This is a genomic window from Pseudomonas sp. IT-P176, assembly GCF_949767245.1.
GTDB lineage: Bacteria > Pseudomonadota > Gammaproteobacteria > Pseudomonadales > Pseudomonadaceae > Aquipseudomonas.
This window is the reverse complement of the sequence record NZ_CATKPN010000051.1, coordinates 1-17,790: the sequence shown is the minus strand read 5'-3', so window position 1 is coordinate 17,790 and position 17,790 is coordinate 1. Positions and strand designations below refer to the sequence as shown.

The following is a 17,790-nucleotide window of genomic DNA, read 5'->3' as shown; positions in this document are numbered from 1 at the left end:
TTCCGACGGGCAGGCTTTTCATGCCGTCGGACAAAGCAGGCATAATACCGCGCCTTCGCCCGCGAAGTGCTTCTACCTCTTGAGTCGGTCGCCCCCTTGAACGAACGTCCGTTGCATCCTGCCTTACGCCCCTCGGCCTGTCCGGGGTTGCTGCGTATCGTCCAGGCGCTGGATGGCGGGATCTGCCGGATCAAGTTGAGCGGCGGCTCGATCAGTGCCGCCCAGGCCCTCGCGGTAGCCACGGCTGCCGAGGAATTTGCCGGCGGGGTGATCGAGGCGACCAACCGCGCCAATTTGCAGATTCGCGGCATTACCGGCGAGCACTCGCGGCTGATCGAGCGCCTGCTGGCGGCCGGACTCGGTCCGCGCTCGGCGGCGGGTGACGATGTACGCAACCTGATGCTTAGTCCGGCCGCCGGCATCGACCGCGCCATGGTGCTGGATACCCGGGCGCTGGCGGCGCAGATCCTCGCGACCCTGGAGAGCAATCCGGGCCTGCATGACCTGTCCGCCAAGTTCGCCGTGCAACTGGATGGCGGCGAGTCGCTGGCCATGCTCGAGCACCCCCATGACCTGTGGTTGAGTGCGTTCGAGCGCAAGGGTGAGACCTGGTTGGCCTTTGGCCTGGCCGGATGCCCGACGGACACGGGCGCGGGTGCCGTGCGGCTCGACGACGGTCACTGCCTGGTGGTGGCGGTGCTGGAGCTGTTTCTCGCACTGGCGCGGCCGGAGCAGACTCGCATGCGCCACTTGCTGGCCGAGCGTTCCTTGGACTCGCTGCTGGTGCTGCTCGGTGAACGGCTGCCGCTGCAGCGACTCGATACCTGGCAGCGCACGCCGGCACCGTCGGGGCGGCACCTGGGTACTTATCCACAGCGTCAGCCGGGCCTGGTCCATGTAGGGGCCGTGCCGCCGTTGGGACGGCTGACCTCGGAAATGCTCCAAGGCGCGGCGCTACTGTGTGAGCAATACGGTGATGCCAGTCTGCGCCTGACACCCTGGCAGAGTCTGTTGCTGCCCAACATCTGCGAGCAGGACGCGCCCGCCCTCAGCCAACAGTTGCAAGCGCTGGGGTTCCTGTTGAGCGCCGATCAGGCCCTGGCCCACGTGCTGGCCTGCACCGGTTCCACCGGTTGTGCCAAGGGCCTGGCCGACACCAAGCGCGACGGCCAGCGCCTGGCCGCGCTGCGCCAATCAGCCGACGCGCCACTGCAGGTGCACTTATCCGGTTGCCCGCGTTCCTGCGCCGCCGCCCATACGGCGCCCGTGACCTTGCTGGCGGTCAGCCCCGGTCACTACGACCTCTATTTTCGCGATGCGGGGCAGGCCGGTTTCGGCGCCCTGCAAGCACGTAACCTCACTATTGAAGCGGCGGGTGCACTGCTTGATGCCCGCCCACGGAGCCCCCTTGATGCTTGATTACATCCGCGACGGTCAGGAGATCTATCGCAACTCCTTCGCGATCATTCGCGCCGAGGCGAACCTGGACCGTATTCCGGCCGATCTGGAAAAACTCGCGGTGCGGGTGATCCACGCCTGCGGCATGGTCGAGGCCATCGATGGCCTGCAGTTTTCCGCCGGGGCGGGCAAGGCCGGGCGTGATGCGCTGGCGGCCGGTGCACCGATTCTGTGTGACGCGCGGATGGTCTCCGAGGGCGTGACCCGGGCCCGCTTGCCAGCCAACAACCCAGTGATCTGTACCCTGCGCGACGACAGCGTGGCCGAGTTGGCGCGCGAACTGGGCAACACCCGTTCCGCTGCGGCGCTGGAGTTGTGGCGTCCGCACCTGGAAGGCAGCGTGGTGGTGATCGGCAACGCCCCGACCGCGTTGTTCTACCTGCTGGAAATGCTCGACGCCGGCGCACCCAAGCCGGCGCTGATTCTCGGCTTCCCGGTGGGGTTTGTCGGCGCCGCCGAATCCAAGGCCATGCTCGCGGCGGACAGTCGTGGCGTGCCCTTCGTGATCATGCAAGGCCGGCTGGGCGGTAGCGCCATGGCCGCCGCTGCGGTCAATGCCCTCGCCACGGAGATTGAATGATGCAGCAACCTGGACGCTTGATCGGCCTGGGCGTGGGCCCCGGTGACCCGGAACTGATTACCGTCAAGGCCCTGCGCCTGCTGCGCGAGTCGCCCGTGGTGGCGTACTTCGTGGCCAAGGGCAAGAAAGGCAATGCCTTCGGCATCATCGAAGCCCACCTGCAAGAGGCGCAGAACCTGTTGCCGCTGGTGTACCCGGTGACCACCGAAGCGTTGCCAGCGCCGCTGTCCTACGAAGAAATCATCAGCGATTTCTACGACGGCGCTGCCCAAGCGGTGGCCGCGCACCTGGACGCCGGCCGCGACGTGGCGGTGATCTGCGAAGGCGATCCGTTCTTCTACGGCTCTTACATGTACCTGCACGACCGTCTGGCCACGCGCTATGAAGCCGAAGTGGTGCCAGGTGTGTGCTCGATGCTCGGTGGCGCTTCGGTGCTTGGCGCGCCGTTGGTGTATCGCAACCAGAGCCTGTCGGTGCTGTCCGGCGTGCTGCCCCACGAAGACCTCAAGCGCCGCCTGGCCGATGCGGACGCGGCGGTGATCATGAAGCTTGGCCGTAACTTCCCGAAAGTGCGCCAAGTGCTCGAGGAGCTGGGACTGGCCGAGCGAGCGCTGTATGTCGAGCGGGCGACCATGGCCAATCAGAAGATTGTGCCGCTGGATCAGGTCGAGCCGATGTCCTCGCCGTACTTCTCGCTGATTATCGTTCCTGGCGAAAGGTGGCAAGGCTGATGACCCATTCCACGCCAGCCATTGTCATTCTCGGCCAGGGTAGCCTGGCCACTGCGCGTCGCCTGCAGCAGGTGTATCCCACCGCCTTGATCCACGGTCTCGGTGGGCGGGTAGAAGGCGCAGACCGGGTGTATCAGGAGTTCGGCGCGACCCTGCGCGAACTCTATCAACAGGGCACGCCGATCATTGCCCTGTGTGCGGCCGGTATCGTGATCCGCACCCTGGCACCGTTGCTGCTGGAGAAAGGTGCCGAGCCGCCGGTGCTGGCGGTAGCTGAAGACGGCAGCGCAGTAGTGCCGCTGCTGGGTGGTCTCGGCGGGGTGAATGGCATGGCTCGGGAGATTGCCGCGGCATTCGAGGTGGCGCCAGCGATCACCACCAGCGGTGAGCTGCGCTTCGGCACTTGCTTGCTCAATCCACCCAGCGGATATGCGTTGGGTGATCTGGAGGCGGGTAAACGTTTTGTCTCCGATCTGCTGGCCGGTCACTCCGTGCGCGTCGAAGGTGCCGCGCCCTGGCTGGCGCAAGCCCAACTGCCGGAGGATCCGCAGGCTCGACACTCGATCCACATCGGCAGTGCCGAGCGTGTGGCGACGGTCAACGAGTTGTTGATCTATCCGCGCAGCGTCGCGGTGATCGTGGCGAGCGCCGCAGAGGATCTGCCAGAGCGGATTCGCGCGGCCTTGCAGGAGGCGCAACTCGCGCTGCCGGCCCTGGCCTGCCTAGTGGCGCCGCAGGCACAGATGGCCTGCCCGGTGTTGCGTGAAGCCGCGCTGGCGTTGGCCGTACCGCTGCGTTTTGTCGCCTCGGCGATCGACCTTGAAACCCTGGCGCGCAGCGCCGTGCCAGAGGGGCGTCTGATCGCCTGCACCCAGGAGCTGATGATTGCCGTGGCCGAACAGCCGCTGCAGGTGAATCTTATCGGCCGTCCCCGTGGGCGTCTGGCGGTGATTGGCCTCGGCCCGGGCGCCGCCGAACTGATGGTGCCAGCGGTGAAAGCCGAACTGGCGCGAGCCACCGATGTGCTCGGTTATGAAACCTACGTACGCATGGCCGGACCGTTTCGTGAGGACCAGGTGCAGCACTGCACCGACAACCGCGAAGAGATGCAACGGGCCCGGCACGCCTTTGAACTGGCCGCCCAGGGGCGTTCGGTGATCGTGGTGTCGTCCGGTGATCCGGGAGTGTTCGCCATGGCGGCGGCGGTGCTTGAGGCGTTGCACGAGTCGGATGACCCAGCGTGGCATAACGTCGAACTGCAGATCCTGCCCGGGGTCTCTGCTTCGCTGGCCACCGCCGCCCAGGCCGGAGCACCGCTGGGGCATGACTTCTGCGTGATGTCGCTGTCCGACAACCTGAAGCCCTGGTCGATCATCGAGAAGCGCCTGGACCTGGCAGCGGAGGCCGATCTGGCGCTGGCGTTCTACAACCCGATTTCCCGCTCGCGCCCCTGGCAGTTGGGGCGCGCGCTGGAGATTGTCGCCCAGCATCGCGCACCTGCAACGCCGGTAGTCCTGGGCCGGGATATCGGCCGTCCCGGCCAGACCCTGCGCATCACCACCCTCGGTGCGCTGACCCCTGATCAAGTCGACATGCGCACTATGGTGCTGGTCGGTTCGTCCATGACCTGCACTTTTCCACGTAGCGACGGCGGTGAGTGGGTCTATACGCCACGTTGGTATGGTGAAAAGCCTGGCACTTGAATAATAACGCCCCTTCTTAGGGGCGTTATTGTTTTACCCCTGTTAACGGATTTGTGAAGTTTGTATTGGGGGCAGATAACCGTGGCCGTATAACGCTGAATAAATCACAGCTTGAAGTCATTCTCTCGGTCTGCTGTTGAGTGGGCGAGTTGACCACAGCACACGCACGGACATTGGTTGATCACCCTGGTGGCTGGGCATCTGCTGCTGATCGACTCCAGTGACGGGCGTTGCCTGCTGTTTCGCGGTGCCGAAGCGCTCGATGCGGCGTCAAGGCATGGACTGGAACTGGCCATGGAGTTTTCTGGCGAGCGTGTCTCGCTGTCACCGGCAGAGCTGATGGCGGGGCTTGAGCCGGGCCTCAGGGCACCAGGTAGCCCTTGACCCCGGTAAAGATGATTTGCGCCGCCAGTGCACAGACAAACAGCCCCATCAGGCGGCTGACGATCTGCAAACCCTGGTCACCGAGAATCCGCTCGATGCGATTGGAAAGGTACAGCACCACGCCCACCGTGAGACTGGCCAGGGCAATACTCATGATCGCGGTGAGTTTATCGTCCCAGTGCGGTTGGCCGACGCCCATCACCAGCAAGGCACCGATGGTGCCGGGACCGACGGTCAGCGGGATGGTCAGCGGGACGATGGTCACATCCTGCTGCACGTTGTCGGTCTGCACCGCGGATTTGCCTTGGGCCATGCCCAATGCCGAGATGAACAGTACGCTGCCGGCGCCGATGCGAAAGGCGTCTACGGTGATGCCGAACACGTTGAAAATCACCCGGCCGAACAGGTACAGCAAAATGCTGGAAATCAGGGTCGCGAGGGCGACCTTCCACGCCAGGCGCCGACGCTCCTTGTTGGAATAGCCGCGGGTCAGGCTGATGAAGCACGACAGCACGAAGAACGGGCTATAGAGCACCAACATTTTCAGGTAAACGCTGAATAGCACGTGGAGCATGGTTTTGGCTCGCGGCGGGAGAGTGTTGGGGGAGTCTATCAGTCGGTCTATGGGTTGTGGGAGATGGCTGGGAGATCAATGATTATTTTGTCGGTACGTAGTTAGTTGTTTTGTTTAGGTAGTTCAATACTTGGGTGGCAGTTATTATTGGAAAGTTACAGGTTGCTGTTTGTGATTTTCCTTGTTCCTGTTTATGGTCGCTCTGCAGTCGCATGAAGAGGCTGGAATTATAATCAAGGAGCTGGTCATGAATGTTGTTGATGGTGTGTATGGAATGACTGCCGTCGGATGTGTTGAACGTATCAGGAATTATGAGATAGCGGACTCCTCGACTCTACGCTCCCGCAGTTTTGCTTTGCCGGAAGTTGAGGCGCCGGAAAAAGCTGCTATTGTCGGGGAAGGTGTTTTGTCTTTTACCGGTAATCTCGCTGGGCAAAATATCGACGATGTCTTGCACGCGTTTCTTTTTGCAACGCTGGCGTCGAACAAAGCATTTCCGCGCGAGGAGCAGGGTAAGGAGTGGTACTACCATTTTGTCCAGGTCATGACCGATGCCGGTTGGCTGCCCACCCAGAAGTTTTATAACGACATCAATATCGGGGGTAACTCGGTGCGCATGGATGAATTGGTCCTGGAGATCCTTGGGGCTGTCGTGGCCGGGATTGCCTTGCCGGGTTCTACCTCCGCACTGATGCTGAAAGTGGCAAGTTCCGCCATCAACGCACTGAAAAAGCGCGAAACCGCGCTGACCCTGTATGAGCGCAACATGCTCGAAAATGGCGTAGGCGGTACCGCGGCCGGAACCTGCACGGAAATCAATGGTGAAGTGACACTGGCCTTGGGGACCGTGCGGTTTATTCGCAAGAATACTTCGACCCAGGTTCTGTTTTCCGACTGGGATTCTCGCGATGTGAAGCTGTATCGCGGTGAGTCGGTATTCAGAAAAGTACCGGCTATTGTCGAGCAGACTCGCGAGGTCATTCTAGAGAAGTTAGGTATCAATGCAAAAACCAAGATCTCCAACTACCCAATTTAACGGAATAAAAATAAAAGGGGAGCCATGCAGTGGCTGCTCTTTTAGTTTTGGGGGTTTGCTATGGAACAGCATTACATGGTGTATGCAGTAAGGGATGCGGTTGTTGCATTGCCCGGAGTCAATGGCCTGGCCACGTGTTCTGATGTCGTCAAATCGTGCCTGTTGGCCCAACTGGTGGCTAATAAAAAAATGCAGATGAAGGCGGCTGTCGATTGGTACGACGCCTATCTGCAGGTGGTCGATGATTTTTGGATACGCTCGCTCAAGGCGCAGCAGCATTTTTCCCTGGGACCTCAGAGTGGCAGTTCCCCCTTGGAATGGGCAGCCGGGATGATGACCAATTGCAAAGATCGTTCGGGGCAGGTTTTTGCCGCTTTCCTGCCCCATATAGCGCACTTGAACAGCTCCGTTGCAGCCATTGGCGAGCTGCCTGGAAACGCCAGTCCAGCCCTTCAGGACGTGCGTCTGTTGGCGATCCTGGCGCTGACGCCAACCTCGATCATCAGCCTGTATATCGTCTTCCAGACTCGCCAGGTGCTGAGCGCAAACCCCTGGTCGCAGGCATTTTGCGTTGAGGAGGTGGTGGGCCCTGTATGCATTCGCCAGGCGCGGGCGAATCTTTCCGAACTCCTTTATGCACGGGCTCGTGAGGCGGTTGACCTGAAACTCAGGGATAAACTGAGCGACAACCTTGCGAAGCTGGGTGAAATCACCGATGTCACCTGTAAACCTTTCACGGTGGAGGGCCGCTCATGATCGATACCACTGCACAGGCCGCCGTGGTGGGTGGCAGCCTGATCGCCTTTGCCGGTGATCTACCGGAGTCCCATCGGGAAGACATTTACCTCAGTACCCTGTACGCGCAAAGGGCGACCCGCGCGGCAGTTGCCGATGGCCTGGAAGGCGACTGGTTTGAGTATTACCGCAACACGCTCAAGTTCATCGGCTGGGATGTGCCACGGCCGGAGGGGCTGCCGCTCACGTCCACCGACTCGATGGGCCGTCAGGTCATTCAGCAGATTTCCAGGCGCCTGGGTGAGGTTTTTTCCAGTCCTATCAGTCGTGCAATGGCAGCCCTGGAGCAGAACCAGGCGGCGCTCGATTTGTTCGAGTCCAGCAGCCTGACACAGCAGGCCGGGGTCTTTCAGATGATTCCCTGCATCGCCAACGGCCCGAACAAGATCGACCTGGGTCTCTACCACCGACAGTTCAGGCTGTATCGAAGCGCTCCGCAGTTTCTATTCGCGCAAGAACAGGTGCGAGAGAGCAGGGAGCAGATGGCGTTGCTGACCTTCAATACGCTTTACTACGCGCAGTTTCGCGAGAAAGTTAAAAAAGCGGTCCTGGAGCAATCACTCACGTCCATCCGCGGGCTGTCGATTTGACTGGGACGCAGCGAGGGGATTGATCAGACGGGCGATGTGTTGCGATTGTGCTGATCGCGCTGGACCACCCAGTACTCGACCAGCTCACGCAGTTGCGACAGCTCCACCGGCTTGGCCATGTGCCCGTCCATGCCGGCCTGGCGTGCGCGGTCCTTGTGTTCGGCGAGGATGTGCGCGGTCAGTGCTACCACCGGGGTACGAGTGCGCTGGTTGCCGACTTCCCAGGCGCGTAATTGCTGGGTGGCGGAAAACCCGTCGAGGATCGGCATTTCGCAATCCATCAACACCAGGTCATAACGCTGGGCCTTCATCGCCTTCAAGGCTTCTTCGCCGTTGCTGGCGGTGTCCGGTTGCAGGTTGAGTTTGCCCAGCATGCCGCGAATCACTTTGGTCGAGATGCTGTTGTCTTCGGCGACCAGGATGCGGAAGTCGCTGGGCACACTGACCTCCAGGGGCGGGTTACCGGGCAGGGACGGGGAGACGGCCTGGCCTTTGTTGCGTTGGGTCAACTCGTCGGCCAGGGTGGTCTTGAGCGTATAACCGGCCACGGGCTTGGCCAGGATGCGCTTGATCCCGGCGTTGCGCGCGATGATCTTGCTCGGGGCGTTGCTGATACCGGTGAGCATGATCAGCAGGATGTCGTGATTCAGGCTCGGGTCTTCCTTGATCTTGGCGGCCAGTTGCATGCCGGTCATGCCGGGCATGTTCTGGTCCAGCAAGACCACGTCGAAATAATCGCGCAGGTGCGCCTTGGTACGCAGCAAGGCCAGGGCTTCCTTGCCGGAAGGCACGGCACTGACATTCAGGCCCCAGGCCGTGCATTGCTGCACCAGGACCTTGCGGCAGGTGTCGTTGTCGTCCACCACCAGCACCCGTGCGCCTTGCAGCGGGCTGTCGAGGTCGGATGTCGGGTGTTCGAGACGGTCCGGGTCCAGGGGCAAGGTCAGCCACAGTGTATTGCCCTGATTGCTGCCGCACTTGATGCCGAACTCGCCGTGCATCAACAGGATCAACTGGCGGGCAATCACCAGGCCCAGGTTGCCGCCCAGGGGTGTCGCGGAGAGGAAGTTCTTGCTGTGCAGTTCTGCGTGCATCAAGGCTTCACGTTCTTGCGCCTCCATGGGCAGCCCGCTGTCCTGCACGGCGATGCGCAGGCGCGGTTTGCTGCTGCGTTCATCGAGGGCGACAACGATCAGGATCTCGCCTTCCTCGGTTTTTTTCAGCGCGTTTTCCAGCAGGCTCAGCAGGGTCTGGCGCAGGCGTGTCGGGTCGCCGCTGATCACGCGTGGCACCTGGGGCTGGATGAAGCTGATGAGCTCGACGTTCTGCTGTTCGGCCTTGGCGCGGAAGATGCTCAGGCAGTCGTCGACCAGGGCATTGAGGTCGAACTGCACGTCATCCAGTTCGATTTGCCCGGACTCCAGCTTGGAGATGTCGAGGATCTCGTTGATCAGCGTCAGCAGTTCGTTGCCGGCGCTGTGGATGGTCTGCACGTAGTCGCGCTGCTTGACTGACAGTGGCGTGCCCAGCAGTAGTTCGGTCATGCCCAGTACGCCATTCATCGGGGTGCGAATTTCATGGCTGATCTTCGCCAGGAACTCGGCCTTGGCGTTGATTTCGGCATTGCTGGCGGCCAGGTCGCGGCTGATGCTGAAGCGGTTCTCGATGATGCTGCGCTGGCGCTCGGTCAGCGAAATCCCCATCAGCAGGCCGCTCAGTCCGATAAAGGCCAACAAGGCGGTGATCAGGCTTTGCGGGGCGACCACTGTCAGGCCCAGCAGCGCCGGCAAGATGATCAGCGTGCCGAGGTTGAACACCACCATCGCCATGACGAAGAAGCGGGCCGGTCGGTAGCCCTGCTGCCAGTGGTAGGCGCTGACCAGGAGCATGCTCAGGCCGGCCAGCGCGACCAGTGCATAGGTCATCAGGTTCAGCGGCAAGGTCTCGACGAACAGCAACAACAGGCTGCACAGGACAATGAACAGGATATCGCCCATCAGCAGCTTGTTCAGCGGGTGCGGGCCCAGCGGGGTAAAGAACCGATAGGTGAACATCAGCCCGCACGGCGCCGTCAGTAGCAGGGCCAGGTAGGCGTCGGGGGTTTGCAGGGCATGCCAGTCGGGTAGCCATGGGCCGGCCAGGTTCAACAGCAGCAGCATGCCCAGCATCAGCAGGCCTTCACACGCCGCGAGCCACAGGCAGGTTTGCGAGCGGGTGAAGGCATAGCGCGTGAGGTTGTGCAGGATCAGCATGGCGATGCAACCGAACAACAGGCCGTAGATCAGCGTCTGGGTCTGGTTGGCGGCGGACATGACCGCTGATTGCAGGGTGATGTAGGGCCGCAACTGGTGTTCGGACACCAAGCGTAGATATACGTCGAGTGGCTGCTGGACCTGCGGCAGCGGCACCATGAAGTCGGTGCTGGGCAGCGGGCGGGTACTCAGTGCCTGGTCGTTGCCACTGTGGGTCTGCTCGATCAGCGTGTCGCCGTCCAGCACATAGAGGTCCAGGTGCACCAGGTCGGGGGCGAAGATGCGCAGCAGTTGTTCGTGTTTGCCAGGATTGAGCCGAAAGCGCAGCCACAGCGCGCCATCAGGGTCGGCGGCGGTGATCTGGTCCAGTTCAATCGGGCTGAATTGATTGGTGTAGCGGGCCGAGCGGATGTCGGTCAGTTGCAGGCTGCCCTGTTCGTCGAGCAATACCGCCCAGCCACTGCCTTGCGTGGCCTGGGCCGGGAGCATGCAGAGCAGGGTCAGTAGGGTGACGGTCAAGCCAATGGCAATCCTGAGCCAGCGCACGGCGGAATCCCTTCTTAGGTTGATGCCAGATTACAACTATGCGCGGGCCTGGAACAGGGCGGCAAGGACCAGCGGCCCTTGCCTGGCCGAACGGCTGGCTTATTACTGGTTTTCGCCACGCTCGCGGGCAATGGCGCGGTAGCCAATGTCCTTGCGATAGAAGCAGCCGGTCCAATTGATCTTGGCGGCCAGTTGGTAGGCTTGCTGCTGGGCGGCATCGACGCTGGCGCCCATCGCCGTGGCGCAGAGCACCCGGCCACCGGCAGTCACGACGTTACCGTCCTTGAGCGCAGTGCCGGCGTGGAAGACTTTGCCTTCCAGTGCGGCGGCTGCATCCAGGCCCTGGATCACATCACCCTTGGCGTAGTCAGCCGGATAGCCACCCGCAGCCAGGACGATGCCGACGCTTGGGCGTGGATCCCACTGGGCTTCGACCTTGTCCAGCGCTTGGGCCAGTGCCGCTTCGACCAGCAGCACCAGGCTCGACTGCAGGCGCAGCATCACTGGTTGGGTCTCAGGGTCGCCGAAACGGCAGTTGAATTCGATGACCTTCGGATTGCCGGCCTTGTCGATCATCAGGCCTGCATACAGGAAGCCGGTGTAGACGTTGCCTTCGGCCGCCATGCCCTTCACGGTTGGCCAGATCACCAGGTCCATGACCCGCTGATGCACTTCGCTGGTGACCACTGGCGCCGGGGAGTAGGCCCCCATGCCGCCGGTGTTCGGACCGGTGTCGCCATCGCCCACACGCTTGTGGTCCTGGCTGGTGGCCATCGGCAGGACGTTCTTGCCGTCGACCATGACGATGAAGCTGGCTTCTTCGCCGTCGAGGAACTCTTCGATCACCACGCGCGAACCGGCGTCACCGAAGGCATTGCCGGCGAGCATGTCGCGCACCGCGTCTTCGGCTTCCTGCAGGGTCATGGCGACGATCACGCCTTTACCGGCAGCCAGGCCGTCGGCCTTGATCACGATCGGCGCACCTTTTTCACGCAAGTAAGCCAGGGCTGGCTCGATCTCGGTGAAGTTCTGGTAGTCGGCAGTCGGGATCTTGTGGCGCGCCAGGAAGTCCTTGGTGAAGGCCTTGGAGCCTTCCAGCTGGGCCGCGCCGGCGGTTGGGCCGAAGCAATCCAGGCCACGGGAGCGGAACAGGTCAACCACGCCAGCCACCAGCGGGACTTCCGGGCCGACGATGGTCAGGGCGACGTTCTGCTCGGCAAAGTCTGCCAGTTGTTCCAGGGCCAGGACGTCGATCGCGACGTTTTCGCACTTGGCTTCAATGGCGGTACCGGCGTTGCCGGGTGCCACGAAAACCTTCTGCACACGCGGATCCTGAGCCACTTTCCAGGCCAGGGCGTGTTCACGGCCACCGCTGCCAATGATCAAAACATTCATTTCAAAAACCTCGGATGACGCTAATTCTGTGGAGCACCGCAGGGGCGCTTTTCTGTGGGAGCTGGCTTGCCAGCGATAGCATCACTGCGGTCCATCTGAAAAACCGAGGTGTCTGCATCGCGGGCAAGCCCGCTCCCACAGGGAATCGGTTAATCAGTGACGGAAGTGGCGCATGCCGGTGAAGACCATCGCGATGCCGGCTTCATCGGCCGCTGCGATCACTTCTGCATCACGCATCGAGCCACCTGGCTGGATCACCGCCGTCACGCCGGCCTTGGCTGCGTTGTCCAGGCCGTCGCGGAACGGGAAGAACGCGTCGGAAGCCATCACCGAACCGACTACCTGCAAGCCGGCGTGTTCAGCCTTGATCGCAGCGATACGGGCCGAGTTCACACGGCTCATCTGGCCAGCGCCGACCCCGATGGTCTGGCGGTTCTTGGCGTAGACGATGGCGTTGGACTTGACGTACTTGGCCACTTTCCAGGCGAAGATCAGGTCGTTGATCTCGTGTTCGGTCGGTGCGCGCTGGGTCACGACTTTCAAGTCGTCGGCGCCGATCATGCCGATGTCGCGGCTCTGTACCAGCAGGCCGCCGTTGACGCGCTTGTAGTCCCAGGCAGCGGCACGCTCAGCCGACCACTCGCCGCAGGCCAGCAGGCGCACATTGGCCTTGGCCGCAACGATGGCGCGGGCCTCGGCGCTGACGCTCGGGGCGATGATCACTTCGACGAACTGACGCTCGACGATGGCTTTGGCGGTTTCAGCATCCAGTTCGCGGTTGAACGCGATGATGCCGCCGAAGGCCGATTCGGTGTCGGTGGCGTAGGCCAGCTCGTAGGCCTGGCGAATACCGCCTTCGGCGTCTGGGCTGACGGCTACGCCGCACGGGTTGGCGTGCTTGACGATCACGCAGGCTGGCTTGACGAAGCTCTTCACGCACTCCAGCGCGGCGTCGGTATCGGCCACGTTGTTGTACGACAGTTCCTTGCCCTGCAGTTGGGTCGCAGTGGCGATCCCGACTTCGGCAGGCGTCGCTTCTACGTAGAATGCCGCGCTCTGGTGCGGGTTCTCGCCGTAACGCATTTCCTGGGCCTTGACGAACTGGCTGTTGAAGGTGCGCGGGAATTCGCTGCGACCTTCGGTGCTGAGGGTGTCAGCCGCCTGGTTCACGGTGCCCATGTAGTTGGCGATCATGCCGTCGTAGGCGGCGGTGTGTTCAAACGCCTTGAGCATCAGGTCGAAACGCTGGGCGTAGGTCAGGCCGCCGGCCTTGAGGTTTTCCAGGACGCTGGCGTAATCGCTGGCATTCACCACGATCGCTACGTCTTTGTGGTTTTTGGCTGCCGAACGGACCATGGTCGGGCCGCCGATGTCGATGTTCTCGATCGCGGTCGGCAGGTCGCAGCCCGGCTTGTTGATGGTGGCTTGGAACGGGTACAGGTTGACCGCCACCAGATCGATCGGCTTGATGCCGTGCTCGTTCATGATCGCGTCGTCGATACCGCGACGGCCGAGGATCCCGCCGTGGATTTTCGGGTGCAGGGTCTTCACCCGACCGTCCATCATTTCGGCAAAACCGGTGTAATCCGCGACTTCCACAGCGGCTACGCCATTGTCCTGCAGCAGCTTGAACGTCCCACCGGTGGAGAGGATCTCAACCCCAAGGGCTTCAAGCTCCTTGGCGAATTCGAGGATCCCGGTCTTGTCGGAAACGCTGATCAAGGCGCGGCGGATCGGCAGGCGGGTAGTCTGGTCGGTCATCTCAATTTCCATCAAAAGCAAAGGAAGTCAGCAAAAAAGGCGACCGGTTTTACGCGGGCGCCTTTCTGGTTTGATTAAATGCTTACAGCAAATCGTACTGCTTGAGTTTCTTGCGCAGGGTGCCGCGGTTCAGTCCCAGCAGCTCACTGGCCTTGGTCTGGTTACCCTTGACGTAGTTCATCACGCTTTCGAGCAGGGGAGCCTCGACTTCGGAGAGCACCAGGTTGTACACATCCGTGACGGCAGCGCCCTCAAGGTGGGCGAAATAATTGTGCAGCGCCTTCTCGACACTCCCGCGAAGGGTCTGGCCTTCTTCGCTCGGCGTATTGAGGTGCTGTTTCAAATTCACGTTGTCGCTCACGGGTGTTGTTCCACTCACTAAAGTCTCGGTCATCATCGTCATGCGGCCACCCCTTCTCCGTCCCCTGTCAGGCTCTTATAACGCTCGGCAAAAAACTCCCGGACGTTGGCGCATTGTGTTTCCGTTCCATCCAAACGATTGAAGTGGGCGCGAAATTCCCTGGCGCCCGGCAAGGTTGCGAGATACCAGCCGACATGCTTGCGCGCAATGCGTACGCCCATGACGTCTCCATAAAAAGCATGGAGTGCGGCCAGATGCTCAAGCAGAATACGTTCCACTTCGCTCAGCTGCGGAGCCGGCAGTTTTTCGCCGGTACGCAGGAAATGCTCGATCTCACGAAAAATCCATGGCCGCCCCTGGGCAGCCCGGCCTATCAGCAGGCCATCGGCACCGGTCGCGTCAAGCACGTGCCGGGCCTTCTCGGGCGAGTCGATGTCGCCATTGGCGAACACCGGAATCGACACCGCCTGCTTGATCGCGGCAATGGTGTCGTACTCGGCGTCCCCGGTGTACAGGTCGGCACGGGTGCGCCCGTGCACCGCCAGCGCCGTGATCCCGGCCTGCTCGGCGATCTTCGCCACGGTCAGGCCGTTCTTGTTTGCCCGGTCCCAGCCGGTGCGGATCTTCAAGGTGACCGGCACATCAACCGCAGCCACCACGGCCTGCAGGATCTCGGTCACCAGTGCTTCATCTTTCAACAGGGCGGACCCGGCGGCCTTGTTGCAGACCTTCTTTGCCGGACAGCCCATGTTGATATCAATAATCTGTGCGCCCAGCTCGACGTTGGCCCGGGCCGCGTCCGCCAGCATCTGTGCATCACCACCGGCGATCTGTACCGAGCGAGGCTCGGGATCACCTTCGTGGACCATGCGCAGGCGCGACTTGCGGGTGTTCCACAAGCTCATGTCGCTGGTTACCATTTCCGAGACTACTAACCCTGCGCCCAATCGCTTGCACAGCTGACGAAAGGGCTGGTCGGTGACGCCCGCCATCGGGGCGAGAATCAAGCCGTTGTGCAATGTATATGGGCCGATGCGTACCGCCGACATAGGACTTCCCTGTTGTGGGGTCGGATCATGAGAGTTCGAAAAAGGGTTGGCATGATACCCGCTCTCGATGACTGGTTAAAGGCTGAATTGGATAAAATCTGAACAGTTACTTTGTTATTGCCAGTAGTTTGGTGCGCCTCGCCAGCCGTCAGAAAGCCACCGTCAAAGGCAGGACACTGAACCGATTCACTCGGGCGAGTGAAAGCTGAGGCTGTAATTCACGGCCTTGGAGCCGGGGTCGAGGATGTCCAGGGCGATGTGGATCGGCGTTTGTGGCGGCATCTCCGCCAGGCCGGCAAGGTCGCCATTGAGGTATTCCCCCGGCTTGAATCGCCGACTGGCGATCAGGTGGCCGTTGAGGTCGGCAAACCGTAACTCCAGCAGCGGGAACGGCTGGGAGAACGGCGCACGGTTATAGATGATGGCGTCCACCACCAGGGCGCCGCTGAAGTCCGGGTGGCTGCGCACCACCAGGTTACTGCTCTTGATTTTGGCGATGTCGACCTTGGACGGCACATTGCAGCCAATCTGTGGGCACAGCTGCTGGAACCAGGGGCGGTACTGGTCCTGGCGGGCCAGTTCGTCGAAGTGATAGGCGATGTACTGGCCGGCCAGGGCGCCGCCCGCCAGCAGCACCATCAAGCCCCAGAACAGGCGTCGGCCCCAGGGTGAGCGGCGCTTTTGCCAGTCCAGTTGCAACGGGTCGTCGACCAGGTCCTGCAGCACTTCATCATGGCGGGCGGACTCGTTGCGCGGGCGTTTCTTGCGCGGCGGTTCGATAACCTGGGGCTGATCTTCCAGCTCGTCGTCATCGGTGGCGGACAGCCGTTCGTGGCGCAGGTCCTGCCTGGCGTCCTCGTCCACAGGCTCAAGGCGCAGCTGCGGAGCCTCGGGTTCGTCGTCGTCAAGATCGACCAGCGACAGCGAAGGCTCGGTGCGCGAGGAGGTGTGGGGTTCGTCGAGATCGTCGATCGAGACGTTGCCTGTTGCCGGGCTGTCGTCGTTGGTCAAGGCGCGTTCGGCGGCAGACTCGCTGAACAGGCTGTCGGACCAGGGTTCTTCGCTTTCGCCGCTGTCGCGCCGGGCACTGAGTGAGTCTTCCCGAGGCTTGCGTTCCTGGCCGAACTCCTTGGTCGGCTGGATTTCCCGCTGCTCCAGCCGGGCCAGTTCCTCGTCGAGGTCGAGGTGGTCCAGGTCAAGCTCGGCGGCGGTCCACTGCTTCTGGCTGATCGCTCGTTGCTCGGGAGCAGGTATGGCCGGCGGCGGGGTAAGCGGGGCTGCTTGCTGACCCTGGCGTTGCTCGAGCAACTGGCGGGCGGCGTTGAACACTTGCAGGCACGAGCCGCAACGAACCACCCCGCGAGCCACGCTCAATTGAGTGTGGCTGACGCGAAAACTGGTCTGACAGTGCGGGCATTGAGTGACGAAGCTGTCGGTCATGCGGCCATCCGGAGTCTGCAAGCGCTCATTCTAGCGCCGACGGCCGGTAATACGCACCCAGCCGTCGCGATTGGCGATCGGGTCGAGATCAAAGTCCTGGGCATAAGCACCAGCGACCTCGTCACCTTGCTCGGCAAGGATCCCCGACAGCGCCAGGCGTCCGCCGGACTTGACCAGGCTGGACAGTTGCGGTGCCAGTGAAACCAGGGGGCCGGCCAGAATGTTGGCGACCAGCACATCGGCCTGCACCGGTGGCAGATCTTGTGGCAGGTACAGTGGGAACAGCTCTTCGGCAATGTTGTTGCGCCCGGCGTTGTCGCGCGATGCTTCCAGCGCTTGCACGTCGATATCGGTGCCGACGGCTTGTTTCGCGCCGAGCAGCAGGGCGGCAATGGCCAGGATCCCCGAGCCGCAGCCGAAGTCCAGCACGTTGCAATCTTGCAGGTCCTGGCCGTCGAGCCACTCCAGGCACAGCGCGGTGGTCGGGTGAGTACCGGTGCCAAACGCCAGGCCCGGATCCAGCAGCAGGTTTACCGCGTCGGGCTCAGGGGCGGCGTGCCAGCTTGGCACGATCCACAGGCGCTGGCCGAACTGCATCGGCTGGAAGCCATCCATCCAGCTGCGTTCCCAGTCCTGGTCTTCGATCACTTCGCTGTGATGCTCGGGCAGCGGGCCGCCGGTCAGCAGCTCAAGGTGAGCCAGCACCGGGCCAGGCTCGGTGCCACCTTCAAACAGGGCCAGCAGGTGAGTGTGCGACCACAGCGGGGTGGTGTTCAGTTCCGGCTCGAAGATCGGCTGATCTTCGGCGTCCATGAAGGTCACCGAGACGGCGCCCACTTCAAGGAAAGCGTCTTCGTAGGTTTCGGCTTGTTCTGGGCTGATGGCGAGACGGACTTGCAGCCAAGGCATGGCGGGCACCTTTGAAAAATATTGATTGCAGCCTAGCGGTCTGCGAGAAGCCCGCAAGTTTACGCGAGCGCGAAGGTTTTGTGGGAGTGGGCTGTGAGCTGGGGCGAGGGAGCTTGCTTGCGTGGCGGCCTCTGGGCTGACCGGGGTGTTGGATTGGGCCGAGGACATATCCATTTCTGCGGTAACGGCCACCTATGGTTCCGCCTGACGGCGGCTCACTTTTGAA

General features: G+C 61.9%; 16 protein-coding genes. 8 read left to right on the top strand and 8 right to left on the bottom strand.

What is annotated here, in order from left to right:
* Positions 1-111 precede the first annotated feature (111 nt).
* The 5 genes from cobG to ACM6IP_RS15255 all read left to right on the top strand — a co-directional run bounded on the left by cobG (position 112) and on the right by ACM6IP_RS15255 (position 4,856).
* Complete coding sequence (gene cobG / locus ACM6IP_RS15275; protein WP_414861783.1) at positions 112-1,419, top strand: precorrin-3B synthase; 1,308 nt, start codon at positions 112-114, stop codon at positions 1,417-1,419.
* Positions 1,412-2,038 carry a precorrin-8X methylmutase gene (locus ACM6IP_RS15270; protein WP_095171133.1) on the top strand — a complete coding sequence of 209 codons (627 nt, stop codon included), beginning with the start codon at positions 1,412-1,414 and terminating at the stop codon, positions 2,036-2,038. Before cobG ends, ACM6IP_RS15270 begins: the two co-directional genes overlap by 8 nt.
* Entirely contained in the window at positions 2,038-2,769 is a 732-nt protein-coding gene (locus ACM6IP_RS15265) for a precorrin-2 C(20)-methyltransferase (RefSeq protein ID WP_095171163.1), read from the top strand. Before ACM6IP_RS15270 ends, ACM6IP_RS15265 begins: the two co-directional genes overlap by 1 nt.
* Complete coding sequence (cobJ, locus tag ACM6IP_RS15260; RefSeq protein WP_414861782.1) at positions 2,769-4,472, top strand: precorrin-3B C(17)-methyltransferase; 1,704 nt, start codon at positions 2,769-2,771, stop codon at positions 4,470-4,472. The genes ACM6IP_RS15265 and cobJ overlap by 1 nt, the downstream gene beginning before the upstream one ends.
* A 177-nt stretch (positions 4,473-4,649) precedes the next feature.
* Entirely contained in the window at positions 4,650-4,856 is a 207-nt protein-coding gene (locus ACM6IP_RS15255) for a hypothetical protein (RefSeq protein WP_414861781.1), read from the top strand.
* On the opposite strand, the gene ACM6IP_RS15250 is transcribed toward ACM6IP_RS15255, so the two are convergent.
* The gene (locus tag ACM6IP_RS15250) at positions 4,834-5,430 is read right to left on the bottom strand and encodes a MarC family protein (RefSeq protein ID WP_095171137.1); all 597 of its coding nucleotides are present in this window, start codon (positions 5,428-5,430) and stop codon (positions 4,834-4,836) included. The two genes, ACM6IP_RS15255 and ACM6IP_RS15250, sit on opposite strands and share 23 nt — an antisense overlap.
* 247 nt (positions 5,431-5,677) lie before the next feature.
* On the opposite strand from ACM6IP_RS15250, the gene ACM6IP_RS15245 reads away from it, so the two are divergent.
* The 3 genes from ACM6IP_RS15245 to ACM6IP_RS15235 are packed head-to-tail and all read left to right on the top strand — an operon-like array spanning position 5,678 to position 7,851.
* Positions 5,678-6,466: a hypothetical protein gene (locus tag ACM6IP_RS15245; protein ID WP_414861780.1), complete on the top strand. Its 789-nt coding sequence runs from the start codon at positions 5,678-5,680 to the stop codon at positions 6,464-6,466.
* Positions 6,467-6,526: 60 nt separating this feature from the next.
* Complete coding sequence (locus ACM6IP_RS15240) at positions 6,527-7,222, top strand: hypothetical protein (protein ID WP_414861779.1); 696 nt, start codon at positions 6,527-6,529, stop codon at positions 7,220-7,222.
* Positions 7,219-7,851: a hypothetical protein gene (locus ACM6IP_RS15235; protein WP_414861778.1), complete on the top strand. Its 633-nt coding sequence runs from the start codon at positions 7,219-7,221 to the stop codon at positions 7,849-7,851. Before ACM6IP_RS15240 ends, ACM6IP_RS15235 begins: the two co-directional genes overlap by 4 nt.
* A 23-nt stretch (positions 7,852-7,874) precedes the next feature.
* Here ACM6IP_RS15235 and ACM6IP_RS15230 read toward each other — a convergent pair whose 3' ends face one another.
* The 7 genes from ACM6IP_RS15230 to prmA form a co-directional block, all read right to left on the bottom strand.
* Positions 7,875-10,649, bottom strand: a complete 2,775-nt coding sequence (locus ACM6IP_RS15230) for a response regulator (protein ID WP_414861777.1) — start codon at positions 10,647-10,649, stop codon at positions 7,875-7,877.
* Positions 10,650-10,751: 102 nt separating this feature from the next.
* Complete coding sequence (purD, locus tag ACM6IP_RS15225) at positions 10,752-12,044, bottom strand: phosphoribosylamine--glycine ligase (RefSeq protein WP_414861776.1); 1,293 nt, start codon at positions 12,042-12,044, stop codon at positions 10,752-10,754.
* A 153-nt stretch (positions 12,045-12,197) separates the two neighbouring features.
* The gene (gene purH, locus ACM6IP_RS15220) at positions 12,198-13,805 is read right to left on the bottom strand and encodes a bifunctional phosphoribosylaminoimidazolecarboxamide formyltransferase/IMP cyclohydrolase (RefSeq protein WP_159993535.1); all 1,608 of its coding nucleotides are present in this window, start codon (positions 13,803-13,805) and stop codon (positions 12,198-12,200) included.
* An 82-nt stretch (positions 13,806-13,887) separates the two neighbouring features.
* Positions 13,888-14,208 carry a DNA-binding transcriptional regulator Fis gene (fis, locus tag ACM6IP_RS15215; protein WP_003186237.1) on the bottom strand — a complete coding sequence of 107 codons (321 nt, stop codon included), beginning with the start codon at positions 14,206-14,208 and terminating at the stop codon, positions 13,888-13,890.
* Entirely contained in the window at positions 14,205-15,215 is a 1,011-nt protein-coding gene (gene dusB, locus ACM6IP_RS15210) for a tRNA dihydrouridine synthase DusB (RefSeq protein WP_095171147.1), read from the bottom strand. The genes fis and dusB overlap by 4 nt, the downstream gene beginning before the upstream one ends.
* A 186-nt stretch (positions 15,216-15,401) precedes the next feature.
* Positions 15,402-16,655, bottom strand: a complete 1,254-nt coding sequence (locus ACM6IP_RS15205) for a DUF3426 domain-containing protein (RefSeq protein WP_414861775.1) — start codon at positions 16,653-16,655, stop codon at positions 15,402-15,404.
* A 30-nt stretch (positions 16,656-16,685) separates the two neighbouring features.
* Positions 16,686-17,564, bottom strand: a complete 879-nt coding sequence (prmA, locus tag ACM6IP_RS15200; RefSeq protein WP_095171151.1) for a 50S ribosomal protein L11 methyltransferase — start codon at positions 17,562-17,564, stop codon at positions 16,686-16,688.
* Positions 17,565-17,790 lie beyond the last annotated feature (226 nt).